We start from the raw sequence: 12,760 nt of genomic DNA, 5'->3' as shown, positions 1-12,760 counted from the left end.
CCACGGTGGAGAACGGGCGTCAGTACTCGTCGTCGGGGCGGCCCCACATCTGGGTGAACCGGCGCAGGACCATGCCGAACTCGCCGAAGCGGGGAGGGCGGCGTGGCTTGGGGAGCTTCGGCCTGCGCCTGCGCCGCCTGCGTTCCGGCGTCGTCCGCTGCGAGAGTTGCAGCTCGTCCCGCAGCCGGTCGAGGTGGACGAGCAGCTCGCCGTGGAGCTGCCAGTGGGCGGTGTCGGTCCGCAGCCGCTCGGACAGCTCGCCCCGGTCCTCCCGGGCGTCGGCGAGCTGCTGTTCCAGGACCTCCTCCAGGTCGCTCGACCCCGTGGCGATCTGCTGCCGGCTCATCCGCCCGTAGGTGAGGATGGCCCAGGCGAGCCGCCGGATCGCCGCGCTCAGCGACGCGTGGGCCTCGCGCTCCGATGGGTCCACCTCGTACTCGCGCCCGACCTCGTTGACATGGTCGGCCAGCGAGCGCGCCAGCCCGCGGATGGTGATCGAGCAGTGCTCCAGCGCCTCCAGCCGCTCGTGCATCACCACCACGCTGTGCAGCAGCCCCGCACCCCTCGGGTTGAGCCGCACGCTCTCCTCGGCGTGCCCCAGGGCCTCGTCCACGCGGTGGATCTCCTGGTCGAGCGCGCGGCTGCGGGCGAGCCAGTCGCCGATCACCTCCTGGGAGGGCTCCTCGTCGCCCATGCCCGCGGCGATGTCCTCAAGCAGGTCCGCCATCGTCGTGCCGAGCTCCTCGATGGCCGACTCGGCGGGCTCCACCCGCACCGGCGCGTGGACGAAGCCCGCGGTCAGCCCGGCGGCCGTGCCGATGAGCGTCTCGATGACCCGCTGGATCGCGGCGACGTCGGTGTCGAGGGAGAGGACGAGCATGGCGCTGATCGGCACTTCGAGGATCGAGTCCCCGAGCCGCAGCGCGTACCCGGCGGCCAGGGAGACGGTGATGGCCACGCCGAGGCTCCACCAGCTGAACCCCACCGAGTGCGTCAGCAGGACGGCGACCAGCACACCGGCCACCACGCTGCCCACCCGCTGCCAGGCGTAGCGGAAGGTCTGGTAGAGCGTGACCTGCAAGACCAGCAGCGCGGTCAGCGGGGCGAGCAGCGGCTGGGAGCTGGAGCCGGGTAGCCACCTCGCGAGCTGGTAGGCCAGCACCGACGTCACGACCAGCCTGAGGATCGTGAGGGCGACCGGCTGCGCCCGCCACCGTCTCAGCAGGACCGGGACCGGGAAGCCGACGTTGCGGATCGCGGTGCGGAGCCCCTCGTTGCCGCTCATGCTCACGGTTATGCCGACGGCGGGGCGGGCCACACCTGCGGGCCGGTGGTTTTTGCCTGCGCGTTCAGCGCGTCCCCGGGATCGCAGGCCCGGAGCGGCCCGCTACGAGGGCGGCGCGGCCATGCCCGGTGCGACCTCGTCGATGAGCTCGTTGAGCCGGGCGGCCATGTCGACGTCCAGGGCGGTGACGCGGCCGACCGAGGAGGTGCTCAGCGCCAGCTGCACGCCGTCGGCGCCCCGGCGGATCTGTGGCCCGTGCAGGGTCTCCTCCTTGAGGAGGCGGATGCGCTCCAGGACCCGATCGAGGTCGCCCGGGGGCAGCACGATGGTGCGCCTGAGCTCCCGTGTGTCGCCCGTCCACTGCGGAAGGTCGTGGAGCGCCTCCCGTACCTCGTCCTCGGTGAGCGGCGGCATGCCGCCTCCCGGGGCGGTCAGCCCTCCGCCCGCGGGCGGAGGGTCGAACAGCTCGCGCAGGTCCTCCGGGACGTGCAGGTCCTCGATCAGGCCGGGTTCCTGGTCGGCCAGCGTGGACAGCACGGCCTGCGCGCGCACCCTCGCCTGTTCCGGCGGGCGGTCCTCGAGCGCGGACACCTCCTGGACGAACTCGCGCTGGTCGAGGCGCCGCACCGGATCGCGCTCCGGCACGTCCCTCCTCAGCTCGCCGGGCAGCACGTCCATGAACTGGTCACGCTCGGGGTGCGGAAGCGTACGGGCCAGCGTGGTCACCGTCGCCTCCGCCGCCTCGCGCGCGTCGGCGGTGTCCAGATCCGCCTTGCGGGAGACCGATTCCAGCAGTTCCTGATATCTCACCGTCATGATCTGCTTCTCCTCCGTCCGCCCCCGGGGACGACGAATGCCACCCATACCCGGTTAATCCAAGGTCAACCCCTATGCGGCGGGCATCAGGGTCCCTCGCCCCCGCCCTCGTCGAGGACCAGCGAGCCGGGCGGGACGACGCCGCCGTGGTAGGCGGCCGCCCCGATCGTCTCCGCGATCACGGGCACGGTGAGCAACTGGAACACCGCCGTCAGCAGCAGCGTCGCCGAGGCCGCCGGCGAGCCGGTCTGGACGGCCGCGCCGATCAGGATGAGCACCAGCCCGATCGTCTGCGGCTTGGTGGCCGCGTGCAGCCGGGCGAGCACGTTGGTGAACCGCAGCACGCCGAGGGCGCCCAGGGCGCAGAAGGCCGCGCCGGACGGCAGCAGCACGGCGCTGACGGCGTCGGCGACGCTCATGAGGCGCCGTGCCGTTTGCCCGCCAGCCGGGCCGCGGTGACCGAGCCCACGAAGCCCAGCAGCGCGATCACCACCGTCAGCGTGGCGTACGCGGGCCCGCCGCCCGCGGCCATGAAGACGGCGATGGCGCTGACCAGCAGGACCGACAGCACGTCCACCGCCAGGATGCGGTCGAACTCGGTGGGGCCGCGGACCAGGCGCAGGGACGTCATCAGCGCCGCCGCGCTCAGCAAGGCCATGGTCACGAGATGCACCACGTTCATCGATCTTCCCCTTTCGCGGGATCAGCGTCGTGCGCGTACGGCAGGGCGCGCATCAGCCTGCGCTCCGTGCCGAGCACCCTGCGCCGCACCTCCTCGGCCTCGTCCCGGTCACGGACCGGCAGGCCGTGGACGAGCAGGGTCGACCGGCGCGTGTCGATGTCGATGATCACGCTGCCGGGGCGCAGGGTGAGGCTCAGGGTGACGGCGAGCAGCACCAGCTCGGACCGGGAGCGGGTCTCCACCTCGATGAGGGCGCCCCGGACCCGGGCCGGGTCCCGGATGGCGTGCCAGGCGACGACCACGCTCGACACCAGCAGGTCGGCGATGAACTCCAGGACCGCCTCGGCCAGCCGGACCGGCCGGATCCGGGTCAGGACGGGCGCCGCCGGAAGCCGTGCCGCGCCGTAGGCGGCCGCGGCCACGGCGACACCGCTCACGACGGTGGCGCCGTCGGCCCGCCCCCACAGCAGGAGCCACACGGCCACCAGCCAGGCGCCCATGGCCAGCCTGGACGCGGTCTTCCTGATGACACGGTTCACGGCGCCTCCCCGCCGTGCAGGACGGCGTTCCGGTAGGCCGTCCGGTCGGCCAGGGACTGCGCGGCGTCACGGCTCCACTCGGAGAGCGGCCCGGCCAGCACCACCAGCATCAGGCCGGACCCGACCATGGCCGCGGTGACCGTCCGGATCGGGCGCAGCCCGTGCCGGGGGGCGACCTCCCGCACCTCCGGGGACGCGCCGGAGCCGGGCGGGCGGGGACGCCAGAACGCCAGCGTCCAGACCCTGGTCATCGCCATCAGGGTGAGCAGTCCGGTGAGGGCGGCGACGCCCGTGACCGCCCGCCCCGAGGCGCCTCCGGCGCCAATCCCGGCCTGGAACAGCGCGAGCTTCGCCACGAAGCCGGACAGCGGCGGTATCCCGCTCACGCTCAGCGCGGGGATCAGGAACAGCACCGCGGTGAACGCGGAGCCGCCGGCCAGGCCGCCGAGCCGCCGCAGCGACTTCTCCCCGGTCTCGATCTGCATGATGTCGCTGACCAGGAACAGCGTCGCCTGCACGACGATGTGGTGGACGAGGTAGAGGATCGCGCCCGCCAGCCCGGCGACGGTGAACAGCGCCAGCCCGAACAGCATGTACCCGATGTGGGCGACGAGGACGAACGACAGCACCCGGTGCAGGTCGTCCTGCGCCAAAGCGCCCAGCGTCCCGACGATCATGGTGGCGGCGGCCAGCGCGAGCATCGGCATCGAGGCGTCGTCGCGGGGGAACAGCAGGGTCTGGACGCGGATCAGGCTGTAGACGGCCGCCTTGGTCAGCAGCGCCGCGAACACCGCCGTGATCTTGGTGAGGGCCGCGGGATAGCTGTCGGGCAGCCACAGGTGCATCGGCACGACCGCCGCCTTGATCCCGAACACGACCAGGAACAGCAGGCCCAGCGCCGAGCGCGTCCCCGGCGGCAGCTCGGCCGTGCGCCCGGACAGGTCGGCCAGGTTCACCGTCCCCGTCGCGGCGTAGGCCAGGCCGACCGCGGTCAGGAACAGGATGGACGAGGTGAGGCTGACCACGGTGTAGGTCATCCCGGCCTGCATCCGCTCCCGGGTGGGCGTCAGGGTGAGCAGCACGTAGCTGGAGGCGAGCATCACCTCGAAGGCGACGAACAGGTTGAACAGGTCCCCGGCGAGGAACACCAGGCACACCCCGGCGGTCAGCGTGAGGTAGGCCGGGTAGAACACGCCCGGCTCCTCCGCGCTGAGGCCGCCCGCGCCCTCGCCCGCCGCGTACAGCATGATCGCCAGCAGCACCACGCTGGACACCACCAGCAGCAGCGCCGACAGCCGGTCCGCGACCAGGGTGATGCCGAGCGGGGCGGGCAGGCCGGAGACCTGGACGGCGACCACGCCGTCCCGTGCCACGGCGTGCAGCAGCGCCGCGGTGGAACCGACCACGCCGATGTGGAACACCGTGCCCAGGATGCGCAGCGCCCTGCCGTGGTTGCGCATCGCCAGGGCCAGGGCCGCGCCCAGCAGCGGCAGCACGAAGGGGAGCGGGACGAGGACGTTCATTCCTCGTCCTCCCGGTCCCTGCCGACGCGGCGGTCCTCCAGGTCGTCGCGGACCTCGTCGTCGTCCTGCATCAGCACGCCGCGGTAGGCCAGGGCCAGCAGGAACGCGGTGACGCCGAAGGTGATGACGATCGCCGTCAGCGCCATCGCCTGCGGCAGCGGATCGGCGGCCGGCCGGTCGTCCCCGCCGCCGAGCAGCGGCGCCCTGCCGCCCGCGCCGCCGGCGAGCAGCAGCGCGAGGTTGGCGCCGTGCCCGAGCAGGACGAAGCCCACCACGACGCGGATGAGCGAGCGTTGCAGCAGCAGGTCGAACCCGACCGCGAACAGCACGCCCACGGCGATCACCAGTGAGATCGCGGCGCCGGTCACGGCCCTCCCCCCTCGGGAGGGCGGCCGGCGGGCTCGCCGGACCGGCTCTCCAGGCCGGTGCCGAGCGTGCTGAGCAGCCTCAGCACCAGGCCGAGCACCAGGACGGCGATCCCCACGTCGAACATCAGGGCGGTGGACGCCTCGACCTCGCCCACCACGGGCACCGTGAGGTGCAGGACCTCGCCGTGCAGGAACTCCCCTCCGCTCGCCCAGCCGATCGCGCCCGAGGCCACCGCCATCGCCAGCCCGGTGCCGATGACCAGGCCGGAGCGCAGCGGGTCGGCGACGGCCAGCTCGTGCCGCCCGCCGCTCAGGTAGCGCAGGACGAACGCCATGCCGGCGACCAGCCCGCCGACGAACCCGCCGCCCGGCTGGCCGTGCCCGGCGAACAGCAGGAAGGCGGCGAACACCAGGATCGCCGGGCAGAGCAGGCGCGCGGTGGCTTCGAGCAGCACCGAGCGCCCGCCGAGGGGAGGGGAGCCGGACGTGGCGAGCCAGCGGGTCCGGGGACCGGCCATGGAGCGGGCGCCGCCCGCGTCCGGTTCCCCGGCGGGCTCGCCGGACCGGCCCGTCGCGCTCGGCGGCGACGTGCCGTTCAGATGGCCTCTGATCCGCGCTCCGGTCAGCACCAGGCCGCCCACTCCCAACGACGCCACCGCCAGGACCGTGATCTCGCCCAGGGTGTCGAGGGCCCGGAACTCCACGAGGATCACGTTGACCACGTTCCTGGCGCCCTCTTCCCCCGCGGGAACGGCGTACTCGGGGCCGGCGGGCCGGCCGTCCCGGCTCAGCGCCGCCACCACCAGGAACAGCGACACGAACGCGCCGAGGCCGCCGCTGAGCGCCGCGGCGGCGAGCCGGTCGAGGCGCCTGCGGCGGCGCGGCGGGAACCGCTCGGGCAGCCTGCGCAGCGCGAGCACCAGCATGATCAGCGTCAGCGTCTCCACGACCAGCAGCGTCAGCGCCAGGTCGGGGGCGCCGTGCAGGACGAACAGCCCTCCGATGGCGTAGCCGATCCCGGTCAGCAGCAACGCCGCCGACAGCCTGCTGCGGACGCGCTGCGTGGCGAGCGCGCCGCCGATCACAATGACGACCAGCACGGGCTGAACCGGGTGGTCCCAGAGCCGGAGCCGCCCGGCCCCCCACGGTTCCGTCCCGCGGATCAGGCCGCTTACCAGCGCCACTCCGGGGACGGCCAGCACCGTCCAGCCGATCACCTTGAGGTAGGTGGGCAGCGAGCCGACCTGAACGCGCCGGGTCACCGCCCTGGCGGTGAACGACACCGCCCTGTACACGGCGTCGTAGCCGCCCTGCGCGGTGGGCGCCCAGGACGGGAGCGCGCGTCCGGGGAACGCGCGGCCGAGCGCGAGGAACAGGCCGAGACCGGACGCCAGGGCGAGCGCCGACAGCGCGAGCGGCAGGCCGGGTCGATGCCACAAGGCGAGCTCGTATCCGGGATGGAGGGTCGTGAGCGATCCGGCGTACGGCTCGACGATCCGGCCCACCTGCTTGGAGAACAGTCCCAGGCCGAAGCCCGCGCACGCCAGCACCACCACCGGCCCGACGAGCCCGGCGGACGATCCGCGCCGTTCCGCCGTGTCCGCCGTGTCCGCGGTGTCCGCCGTGTCGCCGCCGAACGCGGCCAGCAGGAAGCGGACACCGTAGGCCACGGTGAGGACCGCTCCCGCCACCAGCCCGGTGAGGACGGCGAGGGCGAGGGCGTCGCCGGAGAACGCCCTGAACGCGGTCTCCTTCGCCACGTAGCCCAGGAACGGCGGCAGCCCGATCATGGACGCGACGGCAGCGGCGGCGGCCACGGCCAGCACCGGCATGCGCCGCCCCGCCCCGCTCAGCTCCCCGGCCCTGCGGGTGCCCAGCTCGTGCTCCACCACACCGGCCGCCATGAACAGCGGCGCCTTGAACACGCCGTGGGCCAGCAGCAGCGCCCCACCGGCCAGCGCCGCCGTACGGGTGCCCGCGCCGAACAGGACCATGAGCATGCCGAGCTGGCTCACCGTCCCGTAGGCCAGCAGCCGCTTGAGATCGTCCTGCCGCAGCGCGACGACGCCGCCGACGAGGAGGCTCGCCAGGCCCACGGCGATCACCAGCGGGCGGAAGACGCCGTCGCCGGCGAACGCCGGCGCCAGCCGGGCCACCAGGTAGACCCCGGCCTTCACCATGGCGGCGGCGTGCAGGTAGGCGCTCACCGGCGTGGGCGCCACCATCGCCGCGGGCAGCCAGGAATGCAGCGGCACCTGCGCGGACTTGGCGAACGCCCCCAGCAGCACCAGCACCAAGCCCGCCGTGGCCGCGGACCCGCGCGGCGGGTCGGCGAGCAGCGAGGAGATCCGGTACGTTCCCGCGGCCTGCCCGAGCACGATGAACCCGAGCAGCATGACCAGGCCGAACGCCGTGGTGACCAGCAGCGCCTGCGTGGCGGCGCGCCGGTTCTCCACCCGCTCGGGGCCGGGCGCGCCGATGAGGATGAACGAGCTGACCGTCGTCAGCTCCCAGAACACGTACAGGACGAACAGGTTGTCCGCGAGCACCAGGCCGGTCATCGCGCCGGCGAACGCCACCAGCGAGCCGATCATCAGCCTGGACGGGCGCGGCGTGAAGTACCACGCCGAGTACACCAGGACCAGCGCGCCGACGCCGCCCGCCAGCAGCAGCATCACCAGCGCCAGGGCGTCCAGCCTGAACTCGGCCTCCAGGCCCAGGACGGGCGCCCACGCGAAACGCGCCGTGATGCCGTGACCGTCGCGCACCGTGCCCGCGCGGGTCCCCGCCCACACCGCGGTCACCGCCGGCACGACCGCGGCGGCGAGCGTCATCGCCCGCCGGCGGCGTCCGAGCGCCCAGGGCACGGCGAGCGCCGCGACGGCATGTGCCAGGACCAGCGACGGCAGCCACGCGGACATCTCTGAATGCGCCGTCCTCCCCGGCCATGGGGGCGCCGTTCCCCCGCCCCGGAACCCGTCACGATCACGCGAGGACTCGCTACCCGGGCATCGCCGAGGCAATCGTCGCGGCCGGTGGTTTCGCCGTGCCCCGGGCAGCGCCGTTTGACCGCCGTCCACGGGACCCGCCACCATCGGTCCGATGCGGACGTCCAGACGAGGAACGGCCACCGTGGCCGCCGCGGCGGTCCTGGCGGTGGCCGCCTGCGGCGGGGGAGACGGCTCTGGACGTGACGGGCCGCCGCCCGCCCGAGCGGCGAGCCCGGAGCCCTCCGCGTCCGCGTCGCCGCTTCCCGCGCCCAACGGCAGGCTCGCGAAGGATCCCCAGGGCCTGGCCGGCGACCTGAACAGGACCCACCAGGCGATCGGCCCCGCGGTGGACGCGTGGGTGCGCGCCGACCCGAGCCGGACCGGCCCGCCCGCCGCCGTCGTCCACCTCGCTTTGCGGCAGCAGCGGCTCTACCGGGTGCTGGCCGGGGACCCCGGGCTCCGGAAGCGCACGCTGGCCCGGCTGTCCGGGCCGGTCGCCGACCAGACGCGCGACAACGTGACCGCCGTGAGCAAGCTGCTCGACCTGACCAGGCCGGTGGACGACCTGGACGGGTTCCGCGTCCAGGAGCCGGAGCCCGCGGGCGTGCTGCTCGGGCACTTCAGGGACGCCGCCAAGCGGTTCGGCGTCGACTGGCGGGTGCTGGCGGCGATCATGCTGGTGGAGACCAGGTACGGGCGGGTGCGGTCGCCGAGCTGGGCCGGTGCCCAGGGACCCATGCAGTTCCTGCCCGCAACGTGGCGGCGGTACGGGCTGGGCGGCGACATCCGCGACCCGCGTGACGCCGTGATGGGCGCGGCCAACTATCTGAAGTCGTCCGGGGCGCCGCGCGACTACCGGCGAGCACTGCGCGCCTACAACCCGACGCCGCTTTACGTCGACGCGGTGTTGCGCCACACCCGCCAGATGAGGAAGGACCCCCGCGCCTATTACGCGTACTACAACTGGCAGGTCTTCGTGGTCACCACCCGCGGCGACGTGCGGCTGACCGGTCCCGGCGCGCGCCGGCCCGGTTAGATGCCCAGCACGTTGCGCTGGACGTCCTGGCTCTCCCGCAGCTTGCCCGATGGTCCCTCGGTCAGCACTCTGCCCTCGATGAGCAGGTAGCCGCGGGCGGCGAGGGTGAGGGCGCGGTCCACGTCCTGCTCGACCAGCAGGATGCTCACGCCCTCGCGGTTGATCGCCTCGATCGCGACGAAGACCTCGTCGACGACGACCGGCGCGAGCCCCAGCGAGGGCTCGTCCAGCAGGAGCAGCCGCGGCCCGGCCATGAGCGCCCGCCCGATGGCCAGCATCTGCTGCTCGCCGCCGCTCAGGCTGCCGGCCTGCTGGCCGGACCGCTCGGCGAGCCGCGGGAACAGGTCGTACACGTTCGCCAGCTGCTCGCGGTGACGCGCCCTGGCCGCCTTGCGGTACGCGCCGAGGAAGAGGTTCTCCTCCGTCGTCAGGTGCGGGAACACCCGCCGCCCTTCGGGGACGATCGCGACGCCGTGCTCGCAGACACGGTGCGGCGGGACCGTGGCCAGGTCGGTGCCGTCGATGACGACAGCGCCGCGCGTGGAGGTGTGCAGCCGCGCGATGGCGTGGACGAGTGTCGTCTTGCCCGCGCCGTTCGGCCCGATGATGCCGACGATCTCGCCGTCCCCGACCTCCAGGGAGACGCCCCAGAGCGCCCGCGCGTCACCGTAGAAGGCGTCCAGGTCCCGGATCTCAAGCATGCGCGCGCTTCCCGAGGTAGGCCCGTACGACGTCGGGGTCTTTCATGACGGTGCGGGGGTCCCCGTCGGCCAGGCAGGACCCGCGGTCGAGCACGACGACGCGCGTCGCGAGCTGGTTGACCACCCGGAGCAGATGCTCGACGATCACGATCGCGGTGCCGGTGCGCTGGATGCGCCGCACCACCTCGACCGCGTTGTCGATCTCCGCCGGGGTGAGCCCGGCCAGCGCCTCGTCCAGAAGCAGCACCCGGGGCCGGGTGGCCAGGGCGCGGGCGATCTCCAGAAGCTGCCGCTGGTGCAGGTTGAGCGCGGCGGGCGGCGCGTCCGCCAGCCGCCCGAGCCCGACGAACCCGATGTGCTCGTCCGCCTCCAGCCGGGCCTGCCGCAGCGACCGCGGCTCCCGGCCGAACATGATCGCCATGGCGACGTTGTCGCGCACGGTCATCGAGGCGAACGGGCGCGGGATCTGGTACGTCCGCGCCACTCCCGCGTGCGCGACCCGGTGCGGCGGCAGCCCGGCGATGTCCCGCCCGGCGATCCGGATGCTCCCCTTGGTGGGACGCAGCGTGCCCGCCAGCAGGCTGACCAGCGTCGTCTTGCCCGACCCGTTGGGGCCGACGAGCCCGACCAGCTCGCCCGCCCGGATTTGGAGCGTGACGTCCTCCAGCGCCCGCACGCCGCCGAAGTACCGTGCCACGTGCTCGCACTCGACGAGCACCTCATCCGAAGGCTTGCCGGAGGGCGCGACGGTGGGTTCGGGGGAGGGCGCGGCGGGGGGCTCGGGTTCCCGGACCTGCTCGGCCCGGGGCACGGTGCCGGTCTCGGCCTTCTGTGGCGCGCGTCCAGGGGCGCGCCAGGGGGCGACCGCGACCACCACCGCGGCGAGCGCCCCGTACAGGATCCAGTCCAGCGTGCCGCCGACGAGGTTCGTGACGCGGAGGGGGAGGAAGACGATCGCGAACGCCCCGAGCGCGTACCAGGGCCGTGCCCGCAGCCGCGCGTACAGTCCCTCGGGCGCGATCACGACGAGCACGGCGAGGACGGCGCCCAGCACGATGAGCCGCCAGTCGGTGAGCCTCGACGCGCTGAGCCGGTCCTGCAACAGCACGATGAACGCGGCGCCGATCACCGGTCCCAGCCAGTGCGTGCGCCCGCCGAGCACGCTCATCACGATCACGAACAGCGGCACCGTCAGGTTGAACACGCTGGCGACGGCGACGAACCCGATCTGCAGTGCGAAGATGCTCCCGGCCACGCCGCCGATCACCGCGCTCGCCACGATGGCCTGCATCTTGTAGCGGAAGGTCGCCACGCCCAGGCCCTCGACCACGTCCTCCGCGTCCCGGATGGCCGCCAGCGCCCAGCCGAACCGGGAGTGCTGGATGGCGAACGCCGCCCACACGGCGGCGACCGCGACCAGAAGGCTGATCAGGTACAGGAAGTCCTGGACCAGGCCAAGCCCCGCGGGGAACGAGGGGACGGCGACGACGATGCCCTGGCCGCCGTCGATGCCCGAGTTCAGATGGGCCAGCGCGCCCAGGATGAAGGGCACGGCGAGCGTGAGCAGGGCGAAGATCTCGCCGCGCAGCGAGCGGAGCCGGAACGCCAGCCCCCCGACGACGAGCGCGAGGACCGCGCTCAGCACGGCCGAGACCAGCAGGGTCAGAGAGAAGGAGACCTGGTGCCGGCCGGACAGCACCGCCGTGGTGTACGCGCCGAGGCCCACGTACGCGGCCTGGCCGAAGCTGAAGTAGCCGCTGTAGCCGGACAGGATGTTCCAGCTCGTCGCCTGGGCCGTCCAGAACAGGATCGTGGTCAGCAGGGTGAGGTAGAAGAGCGGGAAGCCGATGGTCTCCCGGTAGAGCGACAGCGTCGCCAGCGCGACGAAGGCCAGCGGGAAGGCCCACAGGCCGCGCCTGAGCGCGCCCCCGCCGAACACCGCCGCGATCACCGGGTGCCCCCGTGGGCGAACAGCCCCTGCGGGCGCAGCAGCAGCACCAGGATGATGACCGAGAACAGCACGAACGGCTCGGCGGCCGGGGACACCACCACCGTGACGACCGCCCCCACCGCGCCGACCAGCAGCCCCGCGACGAGCGTGCCCACCAGGTGGCCGATGCCGCCGAGGATGACGACGGCGAACACGGTGCCGAACCACTCGAACGCGGTCGCCGGGGTCAGCGCGTTCGACAGCGCGAACAGCATCCCGGCCGCCGCCGCGGTGGCCCCGGCCGCGCCGGCCAGCAGCAGCCCGATCCGGCGGTGGTCGATGCCGAACGCGGCGGCGATGGCGCGGTCCTGGGCGAACGCGCGCAGCGCCCGTCCCGTGAACGTCCGTTGCAGCGCCACGTGCGCGCCGCCGATCAGCACGAGCGCGAGCACGAACGCCAGCAGCGTGTTGACCGGGAAGACCAGCGAGCCGACCTCGATGGACCGGGTGGCGTACGGATTGTCCGCCTCGGTCATCTGCTGGTAGTCGGCGCTCCACAGGTTGCTGATGCCCTGCACGATCACGATGAGCAGCCCGAAGCTGAGCAGCAGCGAGTTCAGCTCGGAGATCCCCAGCCGGTCGAAGCCCCACTGCACCGCCGCGCCCAGCGCGAACAGGGCCGGCACCGTGACCACCACGGTCAGGATCGGGTCCATGCCCCAGGACGAGGTGAGCTGGAACGTCAGGTAGGCGCCGAGCAGGATCAGCCCGAAGTGGATCAGGTTGATGATGCGCAGCACGCCCCATGTGATCGACAGACCGGCCGCCATCAGCGCGTACAAGCCGCCGCCGAGCACCCCGGTGAGCGCCGCCTGGACCGTGTTCATGCC

General features: G+C 73.3%; 12 protein-coding genes. 1 reads left to right on the top strand and 11 read right to left on the bottom strand.

The annotated features are described in order from the left end of the window. Positions 1–19: 19 nt before the first annotated feature. The 8 genes from ACGWYJ_RS03965 to mbhE form a co-directional block, all read right to left on the bottom strand. On the bottom strand, positions 20–1,285 hold the full coding sequence (locus tag ACGWYJ_RS03965; RefSeq protein WP_395104157.1) for an aromatic acid exporter family protein: 1,266 nt from the start codon (positions 1,283–1,285) through the stop codon (positions 20–22). 102 nt (positions 1,286–1,387) lie between these two features. After that, positions 1,388–2,101, bottom strand: coding sequence for a DUF2267 domain-containing protein (locus ACGWYJ_RS03960; RefSeq protein WP_395104156.1), 714 nt, complete (start codon positions 2,099–2,101; stop codon positions 1,388–1,390). 86 nt (positions 2,102–2,187) lie between these two features. Beyond that, a complete protein-coding gene (gene mnhG / locus ACGWYJ_RS03955; RefSeq protein WP_395104155.1) occupies positions 2,188–2,520 on the bottom strand; it encodes a monovalent cation/H(+) antiporter subunit G in 333 nt (110 codons plus the stop codon). Continuing rightward, positions 2,517–2,783 carry a monovalent cation/H+ antiporter complex subunit F gene (locus ACGWYJ_RS03950; protein WP_395104154.1) on the bottom strand — a complete coding sequence of 89 codons (267 nt, stop codon included), beginning with the start codon at positions 2,781–2,783 and terminating at the stop codon, positions 2,517–2,519. Before ACGWYJ_RS03950 ends, mnhG begins: the two co-directional genes overlap by 4 nt. Beyond that, positions 2,780–3,322, bottom strand: coding sequence for a Na+/H+ antiporter subunit E (locus ACGWYJ_RS03945; RefSeq protein WP_395104153.1), 543 nt, complete (start codon positions 3,320–3,322; stop codon positions 2,780–2,782). Before ACGWYJ_RS03945 ends, ACGWYJ_RS03950 begins: the two co-directional genes overlap by 4 nt. After that, on the bottom strand, positions 3,319–4,845 hold the full coding sequence (locus tag ACGWYJ_RS03940) for a Na+/H+ antiporter subunit D (RefSeq protein WP_395104152.1): 1,527 nt from the start codon (positions 4,843–4,845) through the stop codon (positions 3,319–3,321). The genes ACGWYJ_RS03945 and ACGWYJ_RS03940 overlap by 4 nt, the downstream gene beginning before the upstream one ends. Further along, on the bottom strand, positions 4,842–5,213 hold the full coding sequence (locus ACGWYJ_RS03935; protein ID WP_395104151.1) for an NADH-quinone oxidoreductase subunit K: 372 nt from the start codon (positions 5,211–5,213) through the stop codon (positions 4,842–4,844). Before ACGWYJ_RS03935 ends, ACGWYJ_RS03940 begins: the two co-directional genes overlap by 4 nt. Next, positions 5,210–8,134, bottom strand: a complete 2,925-nt coding sequence (gene mbhE / locus ACGWYJ_RS03930; protein WP_395104150.1) for a hydrogen gas-evolving membrane-bound hydrogenase subunit E — start codon at positions 8,132–8,134, stop codon at positions 5,210–5,212. Before mbhE ends, ACGWYJ_RS03935 begins: the two co-directional genes overlap by 4 nt. A gap of 181 nt (positions 8,135–8,315) precedes the next feature. Between mbhE and ACGWYJ_RS03925 the strand changes: the two genes are divergently transcribed. Beyond that, entirely contained in the window at positions 8,316–9,239 is a 924-nt protein-coding gene (locus tag ACGWYJ_RS03925) for a lytic murein transglycosylase (RefSeq protein ID WP_395104148.1), read from the top strand. On the opposite strand, the gene ACGWYJ_RS03920 is transcribed toward ACGWYJ_RS03925, so the two are convergent. Genes ACGWYJ_RS03920 through ACGWYJ_RS03910 form a run of 3 tightly spaced genes read right to left on the bottom strand, consistent with a single transcriptional unit; the run spans position 9,236 to position 12,757 of the window. Beyond that, a complete protein-coding gene (locus tag ACGWYJ_RS03920; protein ID WP_395104147.1) occupies positions 9,236–9,940 on the bottom strand; it encodes an ABC transporter ATP-binding protein in 705 nt (234 codons plus the stop codon). The genes ACGWYJ_RS03925 and ACGWYJ_RS03920 overlap by 4 nt on opposite strands. Next, positions 9,933–11,891, bottom strand: a complete 1,959-nt coding sequence (locus ACGWYJ_RS03915) for an ATP-binding cassette domain-containing protein (RefSeq protein WP_395104146.1) — start codon at positions 11,889–11,891, stop codon at positions 9,933–9,935. The genes ACGWYJ_RS03920 and ACGWYJ_RS03915 overlap by 8 nt, the downstream gene beginning before the upstream one ends. Further along, complete coding sequence (locus ACGWYJ_RS03910) at positions 11,888–12,757, bottom strand: branched-chain amino acid ABC transporter permease (protein ID WP_395104145.1); 870 nt, start codon at positions 12,755–12,757, stop codon at positions 11,888–11,890. Before ACGWYJ_RS03910 ends, ACGWYJ_RS03915 begins: the two co-directional genes overlap by 4 nt. Positions 12,758–12,760: the final 3 nt, after the last annotated feature.

Origin of the sequence: Actinomadura sp. SCN-SB (assembly GCF_043906805.1) — a bacterium.
Classification (GTDB): domain Bacteria; phylum Actinomycetota; class Actinomycetes; order Streptosporangiales; family Streptosporangiaceae; genus Spirillospora.
The sequence above is the reverse complement of the archived record's forward strand: the minus strand, read 5'-3'. Positions and strand labels throughout refer to the sequence as shown.